Source organism: Paenibacillus thailandensis (assembly GCF_042685365.1).
Lineage (GTDB): Bacteria > Bacillota > Bacilli > Paenibacillales > Paenibacillaceae > Paenibacillus_AP > Paenibacillus_AP thailandensis.
The window spans coordinates 25791-46493 of record NZ_JBHUMY010000016.1; the positions used below are offsets into that span (position 1 = coordinate 25791).

At 56.1% G+C, this 20703-nt stretch carries 24 protein-coding genes; 4 read left to right on the forward strand and 20 right to left on the reverse strand.

Annotated features, from left to right (window positions below; all coding sequences use genetic code 11):
* Window positions 1–89: 89 nt before the first annotated feature.
* From ACFSW5_RS15075 to ACFSW5_RS15115, 9 genes are all read right to left on the reverse strand, one after another.
* Window positions 90–701, reverse strand: a complete 612-nt coding sequence (locus ACFSW5_RS15075; protein WP_379274609.1) for a SpoIIIAH-like family protein — start codon at window positions 699–701, stop codon at window positions 90–92.
* 27 nt (window positions 702–728) lie between these two features.
* Window positions 729–1361: a stage III sporulation protein AG gene (gene spoIIIAG / locus ACFSW5_RS15080; RefSeq protein ID WP_379274611.1), complete on the reverse strand. Its 633-nt coding sequence runs from the start codon at window positions 1359–1361 to the stop codon at window positions 729–731.
* A 20-nt stretch (window positions 1362–1381) separates the two neighbouring features.
* A complete protein-coding gene (gene spoIIIAF / locus ACFSW5_RS15085) occupies window positions 1382–2155 on the reverse strand; it encodes a stage III sporulation protein AF (protein ID WP_379274613.1) in 774 nt (257 codons plus the stop codon).
* Window positions 2156–2186: 31 nt separating this feature from the next.
* The gene (gene spoIIIAE / locus ACFSW5_RS15090) at window positions 2187–3425 is read right to left on the reverse strand and encodes a stage III sporulation protein AE (protein ID WP_379274616.1); all 1239 of its coding nucleotides are present in this window, start codon (window positions 3423–3425) and stop codon (window positions 2187–2189) included.
* Window positions 3422–3826: a stage III sporulation protein AD gene (spoIIIAD, locus tag ACFSW5_RS15095; RefSeq protein WP_379274618.1), complete on the reverse strand. Its 405-nt coding sequence runs from the start codon at window positions 3824–3826 to the stop codon at window positions 3422–3424. The genes spoIIIAE and spoIIIAD overlap by 4 nt, the downstream gene beginning before the upstream one ends.
* Before the next feature lie 41 nt (window positions 3827–3867).
* A complete protein-coding gene (gene spoIIIAC / locus ACFSW5_RS15100) occupies window positions 3868–4071 on the reverse strand; it encodes a stage III sporulation protein AC (RefSeq protein WP_379274620.1) in 204 nt (67 codons plus the stop codon).
* A 20-nt stretch (window positions 4072–4091) separates the two neighbouring features.
* Window positions 4092–4610, reverse strand: coding sequence for a stage III sporulation protein SpoIIIAB (gene spoIIIAB, locus ACFSW5_RS15105; RefSeq protein WP_379274623.1), 519 nt, complete (start codon window positions 4608–4610; stop codon window positions 4092–4094).
* Window positions 4607–5665: a stage III sporulation protein AA gene (spoIIIAA, locus tag ACFSW5_RS15110; protein WP_379274625.1), complete on the reverse strand. Its 1059-nt coding sequence runs from the start codon at window positions 5663–5665 to the stop codon at window positions 4607–4609. Before spoIIIAA ends, spoIIIAB begins: the two co-directional genes overlap by 4 nt.
* A 103-nt stretch (window positions 5666–5768) precedes the next feature.
* The gene (locus ACFSW5_RS15115; RefSeq protein ID WP_379274627.1) at window positions 5769–6035 is read right to left on the reverse strand and encodes a YqhV family protein; all 267 of its coding nucleotides are present in this window, start codon (window positions 6033–6035) and stop codon (window positions 5769–5771) included.
* Window positions 6036–6275: 240 nt separating this feature from the next.
* On the opposite strand from ACFSW5_RS15115, the gene ACFSW5_RS15120 reads away from it, so the two are divergent.
* Window positions 6276–6998: a 2-phosphosulfolactate phosphatase gene (locus ACFSW5_RS15120; protein WP_379274629.1), complete on the forward strand. Its 723-nt coding sequence runs from the start codon at window positions 6276–6278 to the stop codon at window positions 6996–6998.
* Between the two features lie 78 nt (window positions 6999–7076).
* On the opposite strand, the gene ACFSW5_RS15125 is transcribed toward ACFSW5_RS15120, so the two are convergent.
* From ACFSW5_RS15125 to ACFSW5_RS15145, 5 genes are all read right to left on the reverse strand, one after another.
* On the reverse strand, window positions 7077–8330 hold the full coding sequence (locus tag ACFSW5_RS15125) for an aspartate kinase (protein ID WP_379274631.1): 1254 nt from the start codon (window positions 8328–8330) through the stop codon (window positions 7077–7079).
* 455 nt (window positions 8331–8785) lie between these two features.
* Entirely contained in the window at window positions 8786–9343 is a 558-nt protein-coding gene (efp, locus tag ACFSW5_RS15130; RefSeq protein ID WP_379274633.1) for an elongation factor P, read from the reverse strand.
* A gap of 23 nt (window positions 9344–9366) precedes the next feature.
* Complete coding sequence (locus ACFSW5_RS15135) at window positions 9367–10440, reverse strand: M24 family metallopeptidase (RefSeq protein WP_379274636.1); 1074 nt, start codon at window positions 10438–10440, stop codon at window positions 9367–9369.
* Window positions 10441–10466: 26 nt separating this feature from the next.
* Window positions 10467–10910 carry a type II 3-dehydroquinate dehydratase gene (gene aroQ / locus ACFSW5_RS15140; protein WP_379274638.1) on the reverse strand — a complete coding sequence of 148 codons (444 nt, stop codon included), beginning with the start codon at window positions 10908–10910 and terminating at the stop codon, window positions 10467–10469.
* Window positions 10911–11056: 146 nt separating this feature from the next.
* Window positions 11057–11623, reverse strand: a complete 567-nt coding sequence (locus tag ACFSW5_RS15145) for a YqhR family membrane protein (RefSeq protein WP_379274640.1) — start codon at window positions 11621–11623, stop codon at window positions 11057–11059.
* A gap of 181 nt (window positions 11624–11804) precedes the next feature.
* On the opposite strand from ACFSW5_RS15145, the gene ACFSW5_RS15150 reads away from it, so the two are divergent.
* Both ACFSW5_RS15150 and ACFSW5_RS15155 read left to right on the forward strand, forming a co-directional pair.
* A complete protein-coding gene (locus ACFSW5_RS15150) occupies window positions 11805–12755 on the forward strand; it encodes a DUF1385 domain-containing protein (protein WP_379274642.1) in 951 nt (316 codons plus the stop codon).
* Between the two features lie 30 nt (window positions 12756–12785).
* Window positions 12786–13088 carry a hypothetical protein gene (locus tag ACFSW5_RS15155; protein ID WP_379274645.1) on the forward strand — a complete coding sequence of 101 codons (303 nt, stop codon included), beginning with the start codon at window positions 12786–12788 and terminating at the stop codon, window positions 13086–13088.
* Between the two features lie 137 nt (window positions 13089–13225).
* On the opposite strand, the gene mntR is transcribed toward ACFSW5_RS15155, so the two are convergent.
* Window positions 13226–13648: a transcriptional regulator MntR gene (mntR, locus tag ACFSW5_RS15160; RefSeq protein ID WP_379274647.1), complete on the reverse strand. Its 423-nt coding sequence runs from the start codon at window positions 13646–13648 to the stop codon at window positions 13226–13228.
* Between the two features lie 201 nt (window positions 13649–13849).
* Here mntR and splB point away from each other — a divergent pair, with 201 nt between their 5' ends.
* Entirely contained in the window at window positions 13850–14926 is a 1077-nt protein-coding gene (gene splB / locus ACFSW5_RS15165; RefSeq protein WP_379274649.1) for a spore photoproduct lyase, read from the forward strand.
* Window positions 14927–14961: 35 nt separating this feature from the next.
* Here the strand turns inward: splB and ACFSW5_RS15170 are convergent, their stop codons facing one another.
* The 5 genes from ACFSW5_RS15170 to metG form a co-directional block, all read right to left on the reverse strand.
* Window positions 14962–15678 carry a cytochrome c biogenesis CcdA family protein gene (locus tag ACFSW5_RS15170; protein ID WP_379274652.1) on the reverse strand — a complete coding sequence of 239 codons (717 nt, stop codon included), beginning with the start codon at window positions 15676–15678 and terminating at the stop codon, window positions 14962–14964.
* A gap of 25 nt (window positions 15679–15703) precedes the next feature.
* Complete coding sequence (locus tag ACFSW5_RS15175; protein WP_379274654.1) at window positions 15704–16513, reverse strand: metal ABC transporter permease; 810 nt, start codon at window positions 16511–16513, stop codon at window positions 15704–15706.
* Window positions 16497–17327, reverse strand: a complete 831-nt coding sequence (locus ACFSW5_RS15180) for a metal ABC transporter ATP-binding protein (RefSeq protein ID WP_379274656.1) — start codon at window positions 17325–17327, stop codon at window positions 16497–16499. Before ACFSW5_RS15180 ends, ACFSW5_RS15175 begins: the two co-directional genes overlap by 17 nt.
* Window positions 17328–17346: 19 nt before the next feature.
* Window positions 17347–18336 (reverse strand): metal ABC transporter solute-binding protein, Zn/Mn family, encoded by a 990-nt coding sequence (locus ACFSW5_RS15185; protein ID WP_379274659.1) that lies wholly within the window; start codon window positions 18334–18336, stop codon window positions 17347–17349.
* Window positions 18337–18451: 115 nt separating this feature from the next.
* A complete protein-coding gene (gene metG, locus ACFSW5_RS15190; protein WP_379274661.1) occupies window positions 18452–20446 on the reverse strand; it encodes a methionine--tRNA ligase in 1995 nt (664 codons plus the stop codon).
* Between the last annotated feature and the right edge of the window lie 257 nt (window positions 20447–20703).

Consider the following 20703-nt stretch of genomic DNA (forward strand, 5'->3'; position numbering starts at 1 on the left):
GGATCAAGGCGAATGCCCGTTGCCGAAAATACGGAAAGCCCGCACGCCTCTCGGCATCCGGACTTTCCGTTTTTTGTGCGGGCTGTTCATTACGGCACGTACTGCACCGCCACTTGCTCGGCCGGTACGCCCAGCGTTTTGACGACAAGATCGATGATGCCGACCGCTTCGGTTTTCTCCAGCTTCTCGCTTTGCACGACGACCTTATAATGGTTAGGCTGCGTGTCGTCGACAACCGCGTTGGCGAACTTCTCCTCCAGCTGCGTTTGCAGGCTGCTCAGCTTCTCTTTTCGCTCCTCCAGCTCGTTAAGCTGCGTCACCGCTTCGGAAGATTGCTCCGCCGTATTGTCGGACGTGTTCGCGATTTCCTTCATCAAGCTGTCGTATTCCTCGTTGAATTGCTCCTGGCTTTTCTCCATGATTTCCCCGAATACGGCGGTAGAAGGCACCCCCGTCAAGCCCAAAATCTCCTCTTCCGTGAGCGCTTGTCCTTCGCTCTCCGTTTCGGCGACGGCTTCGCCCTGCCCGTTCGGATCGGCGCTTGCGTCCGCTTCCGTCGTGCCTTCCGCCTGTTCGGTCTGCGTGCCGTCCGTCAGCACGTTCGAAGCATCCTTGTCCTGCGTGAACAAATAGTACGCCGACAGCACTACCATTAAGCTGAGCATGGATACGAGCCAAATCGTTTGTCTTTTCGTGTTCATGCGAACATCCTCCTTAATCGATCCTTTTTATTGTTTTCTTGGCACTACGGATATACGGCTGACAGGGACGCTTACCCCTTTGCTGATCGCGTCCGCAATCAGACGCTTGACCGTCGTGTTCTCCGCCCCTTTGGCCACTACGATAATGCCGCGTATGCGCGGACTGATCGTCTTCGTCACGACGGGCTTCGGATCGCCCGACACTTCGTACAACACCACTTTGCCGTCACGCGTAACCGAGGAGATGTGCCGCCTTCCCCCGTTCGCGTCCGTCTCGTTCGTCGTCGATTGCGTTTCGCTCATTTCCTCCTTGACGACAATCTCTTCCGTGGAATCGACGGTTACCATCACGTCGACGCTGTTCACGCCGACGATCTGCTCCAATATATCTTTCAGCCTGCTTTCCAGCTGCTCTTCGATCGTAGCGAACTGTCCGTTATTCGAATCTTTTCCGGACGCCCACGCTTCCTCGCTCGTCTGCTGCGGAACCTGCTCTTGAACGGAAGGTTCGACCCGGTTCAGCTGCAGGAAGGAATTCATGAGCATCAGGGCCGCTCCGATTGCGCCTATGATCAACAGGATGCGAAGCGTGCGCACCCGCTTCGGCCCTGAGGGACCTCCCCCGACTGCCCGTTCAAGCCGTTCTAGCCACTTGGCCAAACCGTCCTTCCTCCCCTTCGCTATGGTTTCGCGCTTTCGTTCGCGGGTTGCCTGACCGCGACAAGCGCCGGATCGATGCCCCAAGCTTCCTGCAGCAGCTTACGCACCTGCTCGCTTAACGCGGGCGGAACCGCTGTCCACGCTTTTGCGGATTCGTCCGGCTTCGCCTCTCCCCCGTTGTGTCCGTCGGTTTGGGCGGAGCCGCCGCCGGAAGCGTTCACTTCCTCGACCGGCGTAACGTTCACGTTGACCGACACCGGCTGCACCTCTGTCCGGTCTTCGGCCGAAGCTTTCCGGGAGAGCGCCCCAAGCGTTACGATAATGCGCTCGACCGCCGCATCCCCGGTCGCCGCTCCGGCTTCGGCGGGTCCCGCTTCGCTTGCTTCTCCGCCGGTCAAAACGGCCTCCACATCCAACACTTCCGCGTCCGCTTCCCGTTCGATCAAGGCTTCGATTTGCCGCTCGAGCACCCGCTCGGTCAAATTGCCGGCGTCCGCCGCCCGCTGGCGGCTTAAATCGTCCGCCTCGCGACGAATGTCTTCGAGCGTCGGCATTTTCAGTTCGCGCGCGGAAACTCCGTCGCTCCAACTGCTGAAGCCGTTCATCAACCGCTGTTCGAAATCGCCTTGTATCATCTTCAGAAGCGGGGTCAGTATCGTGAGCAAGACGAACAATCCGACCACGAGCCTTGCGTACCGCTGCATCGCCTTGCTCGGCAGCAGCAGCTCCACGAACACGGCCAGCAGGATTACGGCGATAATGTTGCGGAGCCAATCGGACAACCAGTCCATCATCCCGGGTCATCCCTCCCCTTTCGATTCCCCGCTACCTTACCATGACGGCGGCGTTGCCTGCCGTAAGCATGATCGTGATAGCCAGAAAAAACATGAAGCCTACCGCAATAAGCGCAACGAATATGTACATCATCGTTTTGCCGATAGTGGCAAGGCACGTGACGATCGGGGAATCTCCGAGCGGCTGCATGACCGCTGCGGATACGTTGTAAATAATGGCCAGCGTCAATATTTTGAGCGCGGGAAAGGCGCACAGAAAGAGCAGCACGATGACTCCCGCAAGACCGATTGCGTTCTTCGCCAGCAAAGAGGCGGAGATGACCGTATCGGCGGCATCCGATACCATCCGTCCGACGACCGGCATGAAATTGCCGGCTACGAACTTGGCCGTCCTTAGCGTTATGCCGTCCGTAATCGCTCCTGCAGCACCTCTTACCGAAATGACCCCGAGAAAAACGGTAATCAGCGCGCCCAGCAGCCAGACGGCGATCGTCCTTAGCACGTTTGCCAGCTGCGTCACCTTGAAGCGCTCCGTTAGCCCGCTCGCGATATGGAGTACGGCCGAAAAAAACAGCAGCGGGAAGACAACGGCGTAAATGACGGTGCCGACGGCATGAATCATAAAGACGACGAGCGGGTGCATAATCGTAACGGTCGCCACGCTGCCGAGCGAAGCGAGCAGCGTAAGCAGCAGCGGCAGCATGGCCAGCATAAAGTGAATCATCGTTTCGATGGCGTCCTTCGCATAGCCGATTGCGACATGAAAGCTGTTGGCTGCGATAATGATGAGAACCATGTATGCGATAGCATAACCCGTCTTGCTGACCGCGTTTCGTTCGAAGGCGTTCTGAAGCGTCTCCAGCACCATGCTGAATATCGTAAGCATGACGATCGTGACGAGCAGCTTGCCGTTGTAAATGACTTCGTGCAGAAAATAACGGAGCAGCGAGCCGAGCACCGTCTCCAGCTTCAACCCTTCCCCGCCGGGCATGATCATGTCCATGAAGGCGGGAATTTTTTGATTCGGAAAAAATCCGCCGTAGGCTTCCCGAAGCCGGTTCCAGTATTGCTCGACCGCATCGGTGTTGATGCCGTCCAGCTGTTCTTCCATGAGCTCCCCCGTCAATTCGTCCCCTGCGGGAGCTCCGCCGCCGGCGTTTACTTCCGCAGGCGTTTCGGCGGAAGCCTGCGCGTACGTAAAACCGGCCAGCAGCAAGGAAAGAACCAGCGAGACGAACAGCTTGGCCGGCAAGGAGCGACGCCTGCTCACCCGCTCCCACCTCCCGACGGCAGCAAGCCAATGACCGTCTCAACGATCACGCTTATAATCGGCACGGCCATGACGAGAATTAGAACTTTGCCTGCAAACTCCACCTTGGAGGCGATGCTGTCCAGTCCCGCGTCCCGTATAATTTGCGCGCCGAATTCGGCGATATAGGCGATTCCGATAATTTTCAGAATGGTCTTCAAGTAGATGGAAGGAATGCCCGCGCGCCCGGCAAGCTGCTCCAGCACATCGATAACCGCCTCGATTTTGCCGATGACGAACAAAAAGATAAACAACCCGGTGAACGCAGCCAGCAAATAGGCAAATACCGGTTTCTGCTCCCGGACGACGAGTATTAGCACCGTTGCGATTAAGCCGATGCCGACGACCTGAATGATTTCCACTCTCGCTCACCTGCTTGCGAGTAGCACCTCACGGGCGCGTCCTACTGGAATAAAAAAATCGTTCTGATCTCCTGAAAAAGATCCGCGAGCATGCGTATCACCATAAACAGCACGACTACAAACCCGATTAGCGTCACCCAATGCGCCATGTCTTCCTTCCCCATCTGCTTCAGCACCGTATGAATCATCGCGATGATGATGCCGATGCCGGCAATTTGGAATATGGCGCTCACATCCATGTCCATTTGTGCGGCACCCCACTCCACTAAATCATCAAAATGACAACAAGCGCAGCGGAGAGCAAACCGAGGCTTTTCCACATTTTCTCATAGCGCGCCTGCTCGTCTCTTGCCGTTTCTTCCTCCGCCTTCAGCTGCACGAGCGCCAGCTTCAAATGTTTGATCTGGTCTTCGCGGTCGCTGATGCCCAGCGCCGTTCCGAGACGGAGGAGAACGGCTTGCTCGGCGGGTCCCATGGCCGTCCGCTCCCACCTGTCCCGTACGGCCGCCTCCCAGCATTCCCGAAAGGTCGGCCCGTCTTCGCGGGCAAGTCCGTCGGCCGCGGCGCCGAACAGCTCGCTTACGGGGGGTATGGCCGCTTCGGCCGTTCGCCTGAGCGCCGTAGGGAGCGGCGTATGGCCGTAGCCGATTTCGGTTTCAAGCCTTTGGAGCGCGTTGCACAGCTGGCGAAGCTCGTGCGGGCGGGCGGCATAGCGGCCGGCTTGATAGAATCCGATCAAGCCGCCTGCCGCAAGGATCAGAAGCGCGCCGATCAGCTTGATCACGGCCAGTCCTCCCGCAGCGGGCCGCTTGCGGTCGGGGCGCGGTCCGCCGCCAACCGAAGAAGCGCGCCCGAAGACGTAGGCTCCCTCGCCGTCCTTCCGCTGCCCGCGGGTTCGACGGGAATGACGCGGTGCATGAATCCTTCCTGCGTTCTTCGCAGCTCCGCGATGAGCGAGAAGGCGCCGTCCGCCAGAAGCTCGTTCAGCACCGGCCTTCCCCGGGCGTCGTGCAGATCGTAGGCGTGGGCGGTCGCCACGACGCTAACTCCAGCGTGGCTCGCCTCTCTGATCGCAACGGCATCTTCCGGACGGCCGATTTCGTCGACCACGATCACTTCCGGCGACATCGAGCGCAGAAGCATCATCATTCCTTCCGCCTTCGGGCAGGCGTCCATGACATCGGTGCGCGGGCCGACGTCGAAGGTCGGTATCCCTCTGACGCAGGCGGCGATCTCCGACCTTTCGTCCACGATGCCCACTTTGCGGCCCGCCCACGATCTGCTTTCTCCGCCGCCCCACAAACCGCTGCTGACGGCTCTCGCGATATCTCTCACGAGCGTCGTTTTGCCCGTTTGCGGCGGTGCAAGCACCAGCACCGACTGCAGCGTTTTGCGCGAATGATCCAGCAGCTTGGGCAGCAAAGGAGCTGCGGCCCCCACCACTTCGCGGGCGATCCGGATATTGAACCCGCCGATATCGCGGATGCCGCGAACGGCCCCGCCGTCCAAGACGGTGCGGCCGGCAAGCCCGATCCGATGGCCGCCCGATACGGTTATAAACCCTCTCCGCAGCTCCTCCTCCATCGCATACAAGGAATAGTTCGTTATGCGGTCGAGCAGGCGTCTGCACACGTCCGCCGTAGGCTTGTACGCTTCTTCCGACGTGACGCGAAGCAAGCCGTCGGGCCCGACGAACCGGGATTGCCCGCGGATGCCGACCTCCAGCGGCCTGTCTTCCCGGACGCGTATTTCTTCCAGCAGCTCTTGGCTTGAAGCGGGCAGCTTCCCAAGCACCGACTTTAATTCCAGCGGAAGCAAATGAGCGACTCGTTCCAGCATGCGTTTATCACTCCCGGATGTTTGTCCTGTCTCGTAGTTCATATGTATGCCGCCGTCGCAAAAATATGTCTTTTGCCCGTCCCGTTAATAGATTAGAAGTCTATCATTTCTTGATGATGCCGATCAGCAGGCAAGTTACTCCTGCGGTAACCCATGCCAGCTTTGCGGCCGATAGCTTGTCCGACATGCCGATCAGCCCGATCGTCGTCGTCGTGATCAGAATGAGCGGTCCGACAAGCGCCAGCGACGAGTTCACGACCAAAGCTTTGTCGATCTGGTTCAGCCTCAGCATGAGCAGCGCGGCGCATATCTCGATCGAACCGGAGAACAGGCGGAGCGTCGCCATCGTCAGCACGATTTTATTGATCATTTTTCGGGAGCCTCCTTCCCATAAGCCGTTTAATACACTATATGCGGGCTTGTCTCCCTTTCATGACCGAGCGTGCGGGCACCAGCCTACGACAAGTCGCATATATTGCTTTCGAAACGGAGTTTTTCGGATGCCGGCGCCGCAAACCGCGGCGCTAGGCCTCAGCAAGCGATTGAGGGGCTAAAGCAATACCGGTAGAAAAGCAACGAAAGCAGAAGGTGCGGGAAGGCGGAAGCAAGTATGCAAGTGCAGGTTTATTCAAGCGTAAACGAGGTCAGCTCGGTTCAATTCGCAAACAAGACAGTCGTTGTCATCGACGTGCTTCGTGCGACGAGCACCATCATTTCGGCTTTGGCGGCCGGAGCGTCGTGCATTACGCCGGTCGGAACGGTCGTGGAAGCCAAAGCCGCGCATAGGCCCGGGGACTTGCTCGGGGGAGAGCGGTTCGGCCGAAAAATAACCGGCTTCGATTTGGGCAATTCGCCGGATGAATATTGCGAAGACATCGTCAAAAACCGCCGGATCATATTTACGACGACGAACGGAACCCGCGCTTTGCATAAAGCGATGCGAGCGGATTGCGTGCTTGCCGCGGCGCTGCTGAACGCGAGCGCTTGCGCCAAGGCGGCGGCCGGGCAACGGAAGGACATCGTGCTGCTGTGCGCCGGAGCGCATGACCAATTCGCGGTGGAGGACGGATTGTGCGCGGGGCTGCTCATTAAGCTGATCCAATCGTTCAGCCCGGCGCCGATCGAGACGGACGATCTCGGGGCCGCCATGCTCGGCTTTTACCGCGACGGCGCGAGCAACGTCCGGGAAGTGATTGCAAGCGGGGTTACCGGACGCAAGCTCTTGAAAATGGGGTTAAAAAAAGATCTGGAAGCATGCTGCCAGATCGATAAGCTGAACGCCGTGCCGAAGCTGCACGGCGACTGTCTGACGCTTGAACCGGCTTCCTCCTGAAACAAAACAAAAACAACCGTTCTCTCCTTTGAGAACGGTTGTTTTGTCAATTCATGCTATGCCGCGGTCGCGGTCGATTTAACGGCGTTCCTTCGGTCCGCCTACAAAAGCTTGATCGGCCGTATCGAGCCCGTATGCCGTATGAAGGGCGCGGACCACTTCATGCAGCGGCTCCGCTTGAATAATGCAGGAAAGCCGAATTTCGGACGTGCTGACCATCTTAATGCTGACGCCAAGCGAAGAGATCGTCGCGAACATTTGCGCCGCGACGCCGGGATTGCTGACCATCCCTGCGCCGACGATCGAAATTTTAACCAAGTTGTCTTCCGAAGTCACTTCGCGGTAAGGCACTTGGCTGCGAATGCTTTCGATGACTTCAAGCGCCTTCGCGCGGTCGTCAAGGGACACCGTAAAGGAAAAGTCCGCTTTCCCGTCCTGAACGCCGCTTTGAACGATAATGTCAACGTCGATTCCGTTTTGCGCGAGCGCGCCGAACACGCTTGCCAATACGCCCGGAACGTCCGCTACGCCCAAAATGCTGATTCTTGCCACGTTTTTGTCAAACGCGATGCCGCGAACGGCTACCCCTTGCTCCATGTTCGCTTCCTCCTTCACACTTGTGCCTTCATTGTGCGTAAAGCTCGACCGCACGACCAGCTTTACGTTGTAATGCTTCGCGTACTCGACCGCGCGCGGATGAAGGACAGCCGCGCCGAGATGGGCGAGCTCCAGCATTTCGTCGTACGAAATTTCATCCAGCTTCCTGGCGTTCGGCACGACGCGGGGATCGGTCGAATAAATGCCGTCGACGTCCGTATAAATTTCGCATACGTCCGCCTCTATAGCCGCCGCCAGCGCTACCGCCGTCGTGTCCGAGCCGCCTCGGCCGAGCGTCGTAATGTCGCCCGCTTCGGTCATGCCCTGGAATCCGGCAACGATGACGATATTCCCTTGGTCAAGCGCCTCGAAGATGCGCTTCGGATCAATATCTTGAATTCGGGCTTTGCCGTGCACCGCTTCCGTAACAATGCCCGCCTGCCAACCGGTAAACGAGATCGCCTTATGCCCAAGCCCGTGAATGGTCATCGACAACAACGCAATCGATATTTGTTCCCCGGTCGTGAGCAGCATATCCATCTCGCGAGCCGGAGGGTTCGGATTCAATTGTTTGGATTGGTCAATCAAGTCGTCCGTTGTGTCTCCCATAGCCGAAACGACCACAACGACGCGGTCACCCGCTTTTTGCTTTTCAATTATACGTTCCGCGACCCGCTTCATCCGTTCAGGTGTTCCAACGGAGCTGCCGCCAAACTTCATCACGACTAACGACAAAGCTGATTCACTCCCCGACCATGACATATACATACAATTCGATATTATAACACATCCGGGGACCATGTGGATAAAAAAATGATTCCACCTCCCCAAACCCTCGAGAGTCACCTCCCCCCACCCCCTCCAGAGGAGGGGGCTCCAAGGGGCTCGCCCCTCTGGACACCCCAAATCGGCGTCACTGCCGCGCGGCCGTCTTCGACAATCAAACGCGCGGACCCCGCGTTGTCCTGCGGACGAAGCTTACCTTCCCGCTTCTTAAGCCACGCTATGCCTTAGGGTGCTGCCTGCCACTGATACATCCGAAAAGTTCAATTCGAGTTGTCCCCGCATTGTCCTGCGGACAAAGCTTTCATACGCAACTCTTGTACACCACGAACCTTGTGTACCAAGGCTTGGGCGAAAAAACAAAAACCGCCCGGCTTGATGCCGGACGGGTTCTTAAGAAGCTTCCCTTATGCGCGGGAGATGTATTTGCCTTCGCGAGTGTCGATGAGCAGCACGTCGCCTTCGTTGATGAAAAGCGGCACTTGAACGTTCAGGCCGGTTTCGACTTTCGCGTTTTTCGTTGCGCCGGTCGCCGTGTTGCCTTTGATCCCCGGCTCCGTCTCGACGACTTTCAGCTCGACGCTGTTCGGCATCGTGATGCCGATGATCTCTCCCTGATAGCTGGAGATATTGACGTTCATGTTTTCTTTCAGGAAGTTAATCTCCCATTCAAGCTGTTTCTTGTCCAGCGTAAATTGGTCGTACGTTTCGTTGTCCATGAACGTGTATTCGGAACCCGAGTTGTACAAATATTGCACCTCGCGGTTTTCGATCATCGCGCGGCCGATCGTTTCGCCGGCGCGGAACGTTTTTTCCACCACGTTGCCGTTGCGCAGGTTTTTCAGCTTGGAGCGGACGAACGCAGCCCCTTTGCCCGGTTTAACGTGCTGGAACTCGATTACCGAGAAAATATCGCCGTCAACTTCGACGGTCAAACCCGTTTTGAAATCATTTACAGAAATCATGATTATCCTCCTGAATGTTGGCTTTATCCCAGAACGATAAGTTCTTTGGGGGACGATGTTAATATTTTAATACCGGAATCCGTTATGACAATATCGTCCTCGATGCGAACCCCGCCGAAGCCGGGGATGTAAATGCCGGGTTCTACTGTCACCGTCATGCCAGGTGTTAAAACGGTTTGGCTTTGCTTGGCGAGCCGCGGCTGCTCGTGAATCTCGAGGCCGAATCCGTGCCCCGTGCTGTGTCCGAACCGGTCGCCATATCCGTATTTGGCGATGACGTCTCTGGCAAGGGCGTCCGCCTCATGCCCCGTCATGCCCGGACGGATATGCTCCAGCGCGTGCAGCTGCGCTTCCAAAACAATGTTATAAATTTCGCGATGCTTGTCGGATGGCGTGCCAACGACGACCGTACGGGTCAAATCCGAGCAGTAGCCGTTATACAACGCGCCGAAATCGAACGTGACGAAATCGCCTTGCTCCACCGCTTTCTCGCTTGCAACCCCGTGCGGAAGCGCCGAACGCGCGCCCGAAGCGACAATCGTATCGAACGAAGTGGCGGCAGCGCCGCGAACCCGCATAAACATCTCGAGCTCAAGCGCGAGATCGATTTCCTTCACGCCCGGCTGGATCATCTGCTGCACATGGGCAAACGCCGCGTCCGCCAACCGGCACGCTTCCTGAATCGTAGCCAGCTCCTGCTCGTCCTTAATCGTCCGCAGCTCCTCCACGATGGCGCCGGCCGGTCTCAGCTCGACCTCGCCGAGCTGTTCTTTCCAAGCCATGTAGTCGGCATATACGACATGCGACTGCTCGAATGCGACCGAACGAATTCCTCTCTCCAGCAGCAGGTCACGGACGCTGGCGATCGGCTTCGGCCCGTGCTCGACAACCGTAAAGCCGGCCGCCTGCCCGGACGCTTGCGTCGTATAGCGGAAGTCGGTAAGCAGAATGCTGTCGGCGGCCGTGATGAGCAGCGTGCCGGACGTGCCCGTAAATCCGCTTAAATAGCGGCGATTATGCGGGCTGGCAATAATTATCGCTTCAAAGCCGGCTTTGTTGAGCGCTTGACGAAGCTTATCAACTCTGCTGTTTGCCATATGAATATCTCCTCTCGTCCGGACCGTTAAGAGATCGGAGGCAATGTGCTTACGAGAGCCGCAAGGCCGAGCTCGTAGCTTTTTGCGCCAAAGCCCGCGATCTGGCCGACCGCAACCGGCGCGATAACGGACACATGCCGAAACGACTCTCTTTTATGAATATTGGACATATGTACTTCCACGACGGGCAGCGCAACCGTGCTCAGCGCATCCCGCAGCGCATAGCTGTAGTGGGTCAGCGCCCCCGGGTTAATCAGGATGCCGTCCGCCTTGCCGTATGCGCTATGTATACGATCGATTAGTGCACCTTCGTGGTTGGACTGAAAAAATTCGATGCCGATGCCCAGCTCGGCAGCCTGATGGCGAAGCCGCTCTTCGATCGACGCCAGCGTATCCGTGCCGTAAACGCCGGGTTCCCGTATGCCGAGCATATTCAAGTTCGGACCGTTCAGAACGATGATATTCCTCATATAATCACCTCCAAACGGCAAAAAATGCGGCAGCCCAAAGATCAATTGCCATTTTACCACAACTGCACGTCTCTTGAGAAGTGCCAACGCCGCCCGGTTAGCCGATCGTTTCGCCGGCGGTTTCCGCAAACGGTTCCCAAGCTGCGCTATCGGGCATGAATCGGCTCGCGGGAAGCTTCGTCCGTAAACTCATAGGCGATCGTATAGCCGATGAACAATCCCCATAGCGCAAACAAGCACAATTCGGTCGTCAACGTATCCCAGCCGATAAGCGTTACGGGCTTGACCATTTGCAGAACGGGACCTGCCGCCACGAACAAAACCGCCCACCAGACGAGTCCGTACGCGATGCCCGCCCAAGGTCCCCGAATTTTGCCCAATAGAAAGTAGTAAATAAAGGTCGCGACGATCGAAAAAACGATAAAGCCGCCGATGCCGACGGCTATTCCCGTCCATGTTTTCAAAAACGAGGACAGAAAAAACGGTTCGATAATAAAACCCGGGACGACCGCCGTCAAATTCAGCTGATAGCATACCCAATTCACGACGCCCCAGATCAAGCCGGCAAAAAATCCGACCTGCAAACCGTAAGCCCCTACGTTCGTGTTCGGTTTGCCGTATTCGGGCCTCGTGCGATTGCGTCTTCCTTCATGCCGGTCGCCGCCATGCCCGCCGCTGCGCTCCATCTCTTTTCTTTCGTTATCGTCCTTCATTCAAACGCACCCCGTCTCTTTTGTAGCTGCTGAAATCCTTTCCTTCAGTATGCGAAAAAAGTACGGACCGTAACCGCGGAACTGTGCCTCTCGTTGGCAATTCATCCATGAATCAAGTACAATAGAAACAAAACTTGCGACTTGTTCGCTTCGCGAATCAACCTAGAGGAAGGTGACACATTTGCCGCAATCAACCACTAGCATATACGGCGGCCAAGCGGTTATTGAAGGAGTCATGTTTGCGGGCAAACACGTGAACGTGACGGCCATTCGCCGCAAAAACGACGAAATCGAGTTTTTCGAGGTGCCCCGCACCCCCGCGCGCTGGGGACGAAGCCTCCGCAAAATCCCGTTCATCCGCGGCATTATCGGCATTATCGATTCAAGCGCCAAAGGCTCCGCCCATTTGAATTTCTCCGTCGAAGCTTACGCGGACGACGAAGCCGGCGACGAAGAGCCGAAGGCCGACGCGAAGCCCAAGCAGGAGAAAGGTTGGAGCCTGAGCATGATCGTTGGCGTCGCGGTGGCCGGCGTATTGTCGTTCCTGTTCGGCAAAATCGTGCTGACGGCCGTTCCCGCGATGCTCGAGGACTGGCTGTTCAAAAATATGTTTGACAGCATTTTTGGGCATAATTTGCTTGAAGGCCTTATTAAATTGATTTTGCTTCTCGGCTATTTGTACGCGATGTCGTTAACTCCGATCATCAAGCGGCTTTTCCAATACCACGGCGCCGAGCATAAAGTGATCAGCGCCTACGAAGCGGGCGAGGAGCTGACGGTCGAGAACGTCCAGAAGTATAGCCGGCTCCATTACCGGTGCGGCAGCAGCTTTATCGTCTTCACCGTTATCGTCGGGGTGCTGCTTTATTCGATGCCGATCTTTGAATGGGATTCCATATGGGAAAGAGTGTATATCCGCCTGCTGCTCCTGCCTGTCGTGCTCGGCGTCTCCTACGAAGTGCTTCGTTTGACGAATTCGCTGCGGGACATTCCCGTGCTCCGGTATCTCGGCTACCCCGGGCTATGGCTTCAGCTGCTGACAACGAAGGAACCGACCGACGATCAAGTGGCCGTATCCATCGCTTCGTTCAACCGGATGCGCGAGCTTGACCGCCAGCTGGGCAGCGCTTAAAACCATTTACTTGAAGGGATGGGATCGACGATGAAACTGGGCAAAGGCCGCTTTAACGCCGCTTCCTTAATCATACTGGCGCTTCTTGTCATCGGAGTGGTTAATGTCGCGATATTGTCGCCATGGTCGTTTGTGATGCCGGTCGCTGTCGTAGGGATCATATTTCTTCTCTACAAGTTCCCTCCCGGACGGGCGCGGAACCATACGCGCACGGCCAAGCCGAAGCAGCCGGCAAGCTCCGCCAGACAAAGCAGCCGGCCGCGTTCGAAGACGGTTCCGTTCCGCGTCATTGAAGGCGGCAAGGACGACGACGACCTTCCGCGCTATCACTAAACTTGCCGAGAAACTTAAGCTGTACCGGCGAGGCGCAAATTTGGCCTATAACGCAAATAAGCCCGGCTATAAGGCGCTGAACCTTATAACCGGGCTTATATTGCGTTTAAAGCCGCTATTGGATTTCGAATTTATCGCTATTCCGTTTCAAGCTCCGCCCGAATCCGCTGAAGCTCGGCCGCTCTTGACGGCTCCCGGCGGAAATATTCAACGAGCGTCTCGATGCACGTAATGGAATCCCAGCTCAAGTGATGCTCAATTCCTTCGACGTCGCGATAAATATTTTCCTCCTGCACCCCAATCAACCCAAGAAACGATTCCAGAAGCTGATGGCGGTCAACAAGCCGCTTCCCCATCTTCTTCCCTTTATTGGTCAGGACAAGTCCCCTGTATTTTTCGTAGATCAGGTAGTTATCTTTGTCAAGCTTTTGAATCATTTTCGTCACGGATGACGGATGAACCTCAAGGCCTTCAGCAATGTCGGAAACGCGCGCGTAACCTTTCTCGTCGATAAGCTTATAAATTCGTTCCAAGTAGTCTTCCATGCTCGGCGTCGGCATTGAAGGACCTCCTAACCTGTACACTATCACCACTAATCCTCGGCGTCACTCTTTCTATCATACACTTTTCCGGTTGCGGCCTGCAACTTTTCCTCCGTTCCGCAAACGTAAAAAGGCGGACCCCGCCATTATTTATCCGGGTTTGAACGGCGTAGCGATATTGCATACTAACGTTAATTCACCGAACCGGGAGGTCTAAATATGACGACTGCGACTACGGAACCGAAAGCGCCGAAAAGCGGGAGACGAGACGATTTGTCCTTCGTTCCCGAGCTTGTATATTTCGAACCGAACGCGCTTAACTATCCGAAAGGCGAGCGTATTTTCGAATGGGTTAAACGGCAGGGCATTCCATTCCGGATGACGACGTCCCATAACCGGATCACCGACCTGCCCGGAGATTCCGAGCTTGAGCAATACAAAATCGCAAAACGTACGCTTGTCGTCGGACTTCGCAAAACGTTAAAATTCGATACGTCCAAGCCTTCGGCCGAATACGCCATTCCGATTGCGACCGGCTGCATGGGTCATTGCCATTATTGCTATTTGCAGACGACGCTTGGCGCCAAGCCGTACATTCGCGTGTACGTCAACATCGACGAGATCATGGAGGCCGCGCAGCGCTATATCGACGAGCGCTCGCCCGAAATTACCCGGTTCGAGGCCGCTTGCACCTCCGACCCCGTCGGTCTCGAACCGATTACGGGCAGCCTCCGGGAGCTGATCGAATTTATGGGGGAACAAAAGTTCGGCAGGCTTCGGTTCGTTACGAAATTTCATCATGTCGATTCGCTGCTGGACGCGGCGCATAAAGGGCATACGCGCATCCGCTTCAGCGTCAACAGCAAATATGTCATCAAACATTTCGAACCGTCGACTTCCCGTTTCGAACAGCGGATCGAAGCCGCCGCAAAGGTGGCGAAAGCCGGCTACCCGACGGGCTTTATTATTGCGCCCATCATTTGGCACGAGGGCTGGGAGGAAGGCTACGCGGAGCTGCTCGCGGCGCTGGACAAAGCGATGCCGCAGGATGCCAGACATGACCTGACCTTCGAGCTCATCCAGCACCGCTTTACGAAAACGGCCAAAAACGTTATTGAACGCAGATATCCGAAGACAAAGCTGGAGATGGACATGGAAAAACGCAAATATAAGTGGGGGCGATGGGGTCAAGGCAAATACGTTTACCCCGACGAGCAAGCCCACGCGTTGCGGATGTTTATTTCGGAGCGCATTTTCGATCATTTTCCCGATTCAAAAATAGAGTATTTCACTTGAACGAAGACGCAAAACCGGCCGAAGCCTAACCGGGGTTAGAACTTCAGCCAGTCCGGCGTTACCGTGTTAAGCCATACGGTGATCGACGTCATCCGGTCCGTGAACAATAGAAAACCCATCGCGATCATGACGGCTCCGCCGATTTTCATCATCGCTTCCGAATAACGGAGCAGCCACCGGGCCGAGCCGATAAAAAAAGCCAATATAAAAAACGGCACCGCAAAGCCAAGCGCGTAAGCGGTCGTAAGCTGAAACCACGTGCCCGGCGAAGAAGCCGCCAGCGCGAGAATGGCCGTGAGAGCCGGCCCGATGCAAGGCGTCCAGCCGGCCGAGAAACCGACGCCGAAGATGAAGGAACCGATATAGCCGGTCCTTTTGTTCGGGTCGATCGGCATCCTCCGCTCCTTCATGAGAAGCTGCGGCTTAAATACGCCAATCAGAAACAACCCCATCAGAACGATGAGAATGGCGGACAACATGCGGATCAGATCTGCGTATTGGTCGAAAAATTCGGCAAAAACGTTCGTGCCGTATCCGAGCGTGTAGTACACCGTGCAAAAGCCCAATATAAAAAACAAGGTATGGGACATCGTCCTCGCCCTCATTTCGCGCACATGCCGGTTATTTTGGATATCGGATACGGAAATGCCGGTTATGTAGGATAAATAGGAAGGATACAGGGGAAGGCAGCACGGCGAAATAAAAGAAGCAAAGCCGGCGCCGAGCGCCAGCCATATATTGATTTGTTCCAATCCGAATGACACCCCGCTTGACGGGCTAGCCGCTCGTCTTCATTCCGCGTTTGACCGCAAGCATTAACAGCAGAAAGGCAATTAGCAGCATCACGATCGTGCCGCCCGGGGCCAAATTCCATACCCCCGCAACGATCAAGCCGGCGATCACCGCGAACTCGCCGATGACGACGACCCAAACGATGCTTTGCCTGAAGCTGCGCCCTACGAGAAGCCCGCAGGCCGCCGGAATGGTTAACAATGCGGAAACGAGCAGCGCCCCTACGATTTTGATGGACACGCTAATCACTAAAGCCGTAAGCACGCTAATCATAACATTATAAAACCGGACGGGCAACCCCGATACCGCAGCCGCATCTTCGTCAAACGTAAGCAGAAACAGCTCTTTGATTTGCGAACGGATTACGATCAGGATGACCGCGGTAACGACGGCGATCGTCGTTAAATCCGAAGCGCTGAGCGTATAGATGCTTCCGAACAAATAGCTGTCGATGCTGACGCTGAACCCTCTGTCCAGCGTAAACAAAATCGAGGCGAGGCCCACGCCGCCCGACATAATGATGGCGATGGACAGCTCCGCGTACGATTTATACGCCTTGCGCAGCTTCTCGATCGCAAAAGAAGCCGCAATCGCAAACAGCAGCCCCGCGGCCATCGGATATAAGCCGGTCAAAAAGCCGAGCGCAACGCCGGCGATCGACACGTGCGACAAGGCGTCTCCGATCATGGACAACCGGCGCAGCACAAGAAAAAATCCGATGAGCGGAGCCGTAATGCCGATCAGCAGCCCGCCCGCAAGCGCCCGTTGAAAAAACTCGCTACCTAAAATTTCCAACCTCAACAACCTCTTTCCTGCTCTCCATTTGCTGTCGAAGCCCGCGCAAGCTGTGCGTCAAGTCGCTTTCGACGCAGTCCTGCAAATCATGCGAATGCTTCAAATAAAATTTAAGCTTGCCGTATTCCGACGCCGGCCGCTCTCCCAAATAAGACCGAATCATGTCCAAATCGTGCGATACCATGAGAAACGTTATGTTATGATGCTGATGCATATGCTTGATCATATGGAAGAAGCTTTCCTGCGTCTCCGTATCGATGCCGACCGTCGGCTCGTCAAGAATGAGCAGGGACGGATTGTTGATAAGCGCCCGAGCCAAAAAAACGCGCTGCTGCTGCCCGCCCGAAAGCTGGCCGATGCGCTTCGCCGACAGTTCCTCGATGCCCATTGCGTGCATGGCGTCTTCGCCTTTTTGATAATCGGCTTTGGTCAGCCGGCGGAACAGCTTGCTCCGCCCGTACAGCCCGGACATGACAACTTCCCGCACGGTGGCGGGAAATAGCGGGTTAAACGAGTTTTTTTGCGGCACATAACCGACCCGGTTCCAATCTTTAAATTCGGCGATCGGCTGTCCGAACAGCCGAACGGACCCGCCGTCCGGCTTCAGCAGTCCGACGATGATTCGCATCAGCGTCGTTTTGCCCGCGCCGTTGGAGCCGATCAGTCCGACGAAATCGCGTTCCTTGACCGTAAGGTTCAAGCCGTCGATAACCTGCCGTTGCCCTTGATAGGAAAAAGACACGTTTTCCAGCGATATGACGTCCTGATGGCAATCCGCGCCTCGTTCGAGAACGCCACCGCTATGTTGTTCCATCTACGATTCTCTCCTCGCATTACTTCAAAGCTTGAAGCAAATGATCCAAATTTTCATTCATAATCGATATGAAGTCCTTGCCTTCCTTCTCCTGTTCCTGCGTCAAGCCTTCGACCGGATTAAGCACAAGCGTCTCCACGCCCGCTTCGTCCGCCAGCGTCTTTGCCAATTGGTCGGAAACGAGCTCTTCAAAGAAAATATACTGCACATCGTTATCTTTTACAAACTTTACGACGTTCATCAGATCCTGGGCCCTCGGCTCGGCATCCGGCGACAATCCCATAATGGCGACTTGATTCAAGCCGTAGTCTCTCGCCAAATAGCTGAAAGCCTGATGGGATACGACGATATCTTTGCGGGTTACGCCGGCAAGCTCCGTTTCGTACCGGGCGTCCAGTTCCTCCAGCCGCTGCTTCAAATCGGCGTAGTTCGCTTCGTATACGTCCTTATGCGCCGCATCCGCTTCAACAAGCGCGTTTTTTACGTTTTCGGCCATAATAAGTGCCGATTTGGGGCTGACCCACGTATGGGGATCCACGTGACTGTCATGCTCGTGCCCTTCTTCTTCCCCGTGCTCCTCGTGTTCTTCCCCGTGTTCCTCGTGTTCTTCCCCTTCGCCCTCCAGCAGCTCGATGCCGTCGCTTATAACGGCCGTTTTGACGGTGCTGTCCTTCGATATGCCTTGCAAAAAGTTATCGGCCCAGCTTTCGAACCCGGCTCCGTTATAGAGGAACAAATCGGCGTTCGACGCAGTTTCGATATCTTGGCTCTTGGGCGTCCAGTCGTGCGGCTCGACGCCGGCCGGCACCAGATTGACGACATTGACCTCGTCGCCGCCGATTTCGGATGCAAAATAATATAAAGGATAAAAGCTGGTTACCACATTGGTTTTCCCTTCGGCCAGCTTGCTGCCGGCTCCGCCGCCGCAAGCGGCAAGCACCAGAATCAAAGCAACGGCCGCAGCGAATCCGGCCGCACGCCGTATAGTCATTCCATTCGTCACTGTCATTTCCCCATCCTTTTTCGTAATCGTTACTATTACGATTATAGGGATGGGCTCCCGGGCTGTCAATACAAAACCTCCGGAATCGTGCCTTAGCACGTTACCGGAGGTTCATGCTTTTTTATTTTACGATCGCGCCGTTCGGCATAACGTCCGGCACGGTAGCAAGCGTCAGCTGCCCGTCGTGCGACGCGGCCAGAATCATGCCTTGCGACAGCTCGCCCCGCAGCTTCACCGGCTTCAGGTTCGTCACGCAAATGACTTTGCGGCCGACCATCTGCTCGGGCGTATAATATTGGGCGATGCCGGAAACGACCTGCCGCTGCTCGTACCCGAGATCAAGCTGAAGCTTCAGCAGCTTGTCGGCTTTTTTGATCGGCTCCGCGGCGATAACCTGGGCGACGCGCAGCTCCACCTTCGCGAAATCTTCGATCCCGATTTCCGCAATGCCCGATGGCGCAGGACCCGGCTGCCCGTCTCCTTTCGGCTCCTCTCCTGACCTTGCGGCCGATGCCGGCTGGGCCGAACCCGCTCCCATCGCGTTTGCGATATAAGCCGCTTCTTCCGCGGCTTCCAGACGCGGGAACAAGGGGGCTTCTTTACTGACCTTCGTGCCGCCCGGCAGCAAGCCGAACCGCTTCGCGCTTTCCCATTCCGTCAGTTCGCCTGCGCTAATTCCGAGCTGCGTCCAAATGCCTGCAGGCGCATGGGTCAGGAACGGCTGCAGAACGATGGAAACGATGCGGAGCGATTCCGCCAAATGGTACATGACCGACGCCAATTCGCCGCGTTTCGCTTCGTCCTTGGCAAGCTGCCATGGCTGCGTCTCGTCGATATATTTGTTCGTGCGGCTGACGAATTGCCAGATGGCGGCCAGCGCCACGGAAAACTCCATGTTTTCCATCGCGGCTTCCACTTGCGCGATCGTCTCTTGCGCAAACGTTTCAAGCGGCTCGTCAAACGGAGTCACCCGTCCTTCATAGGCCGGAATCTCGCCTTCGAAATATTTGTCGATCATGGCGACGGTCCGGTTAAGCAGGTTGCCCAAATCGTTCGCTAGGTCGAAGTTGATCCGCTCGACGAAGTTTTCCGGCGTAAACGTCCCGTCGGAGCCGAACGGAACTTCGCGCAGCAAGTAATAGCGGACGGCGTCCAGCCCGTAACGGTCGATCAGCATGACCGGGTCGACGACGTTGCCCTTCGATTTCGACATTTTGCCGTCCTTCATCAGCAGCCAGCCGTGCGCGAACACTTTTTTCGGCAGCGGCAATCCGAGCGCCATGAGCATAATCGGCCAATAAATCGTATGGAACCGCACGATTTCCTTGCCGACAAGATGAACGTCCGCCGGCCAGAACGCGTCGAATTTGGACTCGCCGCTCTCGTCGCCGTAGCCAAGCGCGGTGATGTAGTTGGACAAAGCGTCGATCCAAACGTAGACGACGTGCTTCGGATCGCCCGGAACTTTGACCCCCCAATCGAACGTCGTGCGCGATACGGCCAAATCTTCAAGCCCCGGCTTGATGAAATTGTTGATCATTTCGTTTTTGCGGGATTCCGGCTGAATGAAATCCGGATTTTCCTCGTAGTATTGCAGCAGCCGGTCGGCGTATTTGCTCATCCGGAAGAAGTAGCTTTCCTCTTTGACGAGCTCGACCGGGCGCCCGCAGTCCGGACAATTGCCGTCCACAAGCTGGCGCTCAAGGAAAAACGATTCGCACGGCGTACAGTACCAGCCTTCGTACGTGCCCTTGTAAATATCGTCCTGCTTCACCAGCCGGTCGAAAATCCGCTCGACAACCCGCTTGTGGCGGTCTTCCGTCGTACGGATGAAATCGTCGTTCGATATTTCGAGCTTTCTCCACAAATCTTGGATGCCCGACACGATTTCGTCCACGAATTGCTGCGGCGTCTGACCCTTCTCCTTCGCCTTGCGCTCGATTTTTTGCCCGTGCTCGTCGGTTCCCGTCAAATAAAGCACGTTATAGCCCCGCAGCCGCTTATAGCGCGCCATCGCGTCGCCTGCAACCGTCGTATACGCATGGCCGATATGCAGCTTGTCGCTCGGATAATAAATCGGCGTCGTAATGTAAAAGGAGCGCTCTTTGTTCGTCATCGTCAAAACATCCTTTCCTTATTTAAAAATTCGGCTGAAAACGCCAAAAAGCTCTCGCCCAATATGGGACGAGAGCTTATACTCACGTGGTACCACCCAAATTCCTGCCGCAATACGTGACCGGATGAACGATCCGCATCGCAACAGCTTCGTGCGCCGCTTTCTAACGGCTCGCGCCGCTAACGCCGGCGCCCGCGCAGACTCCTTGCAGCCATGCCGCTTCGCATGGAGCTCGAAGGCCGTGCCTCCAGGACCAT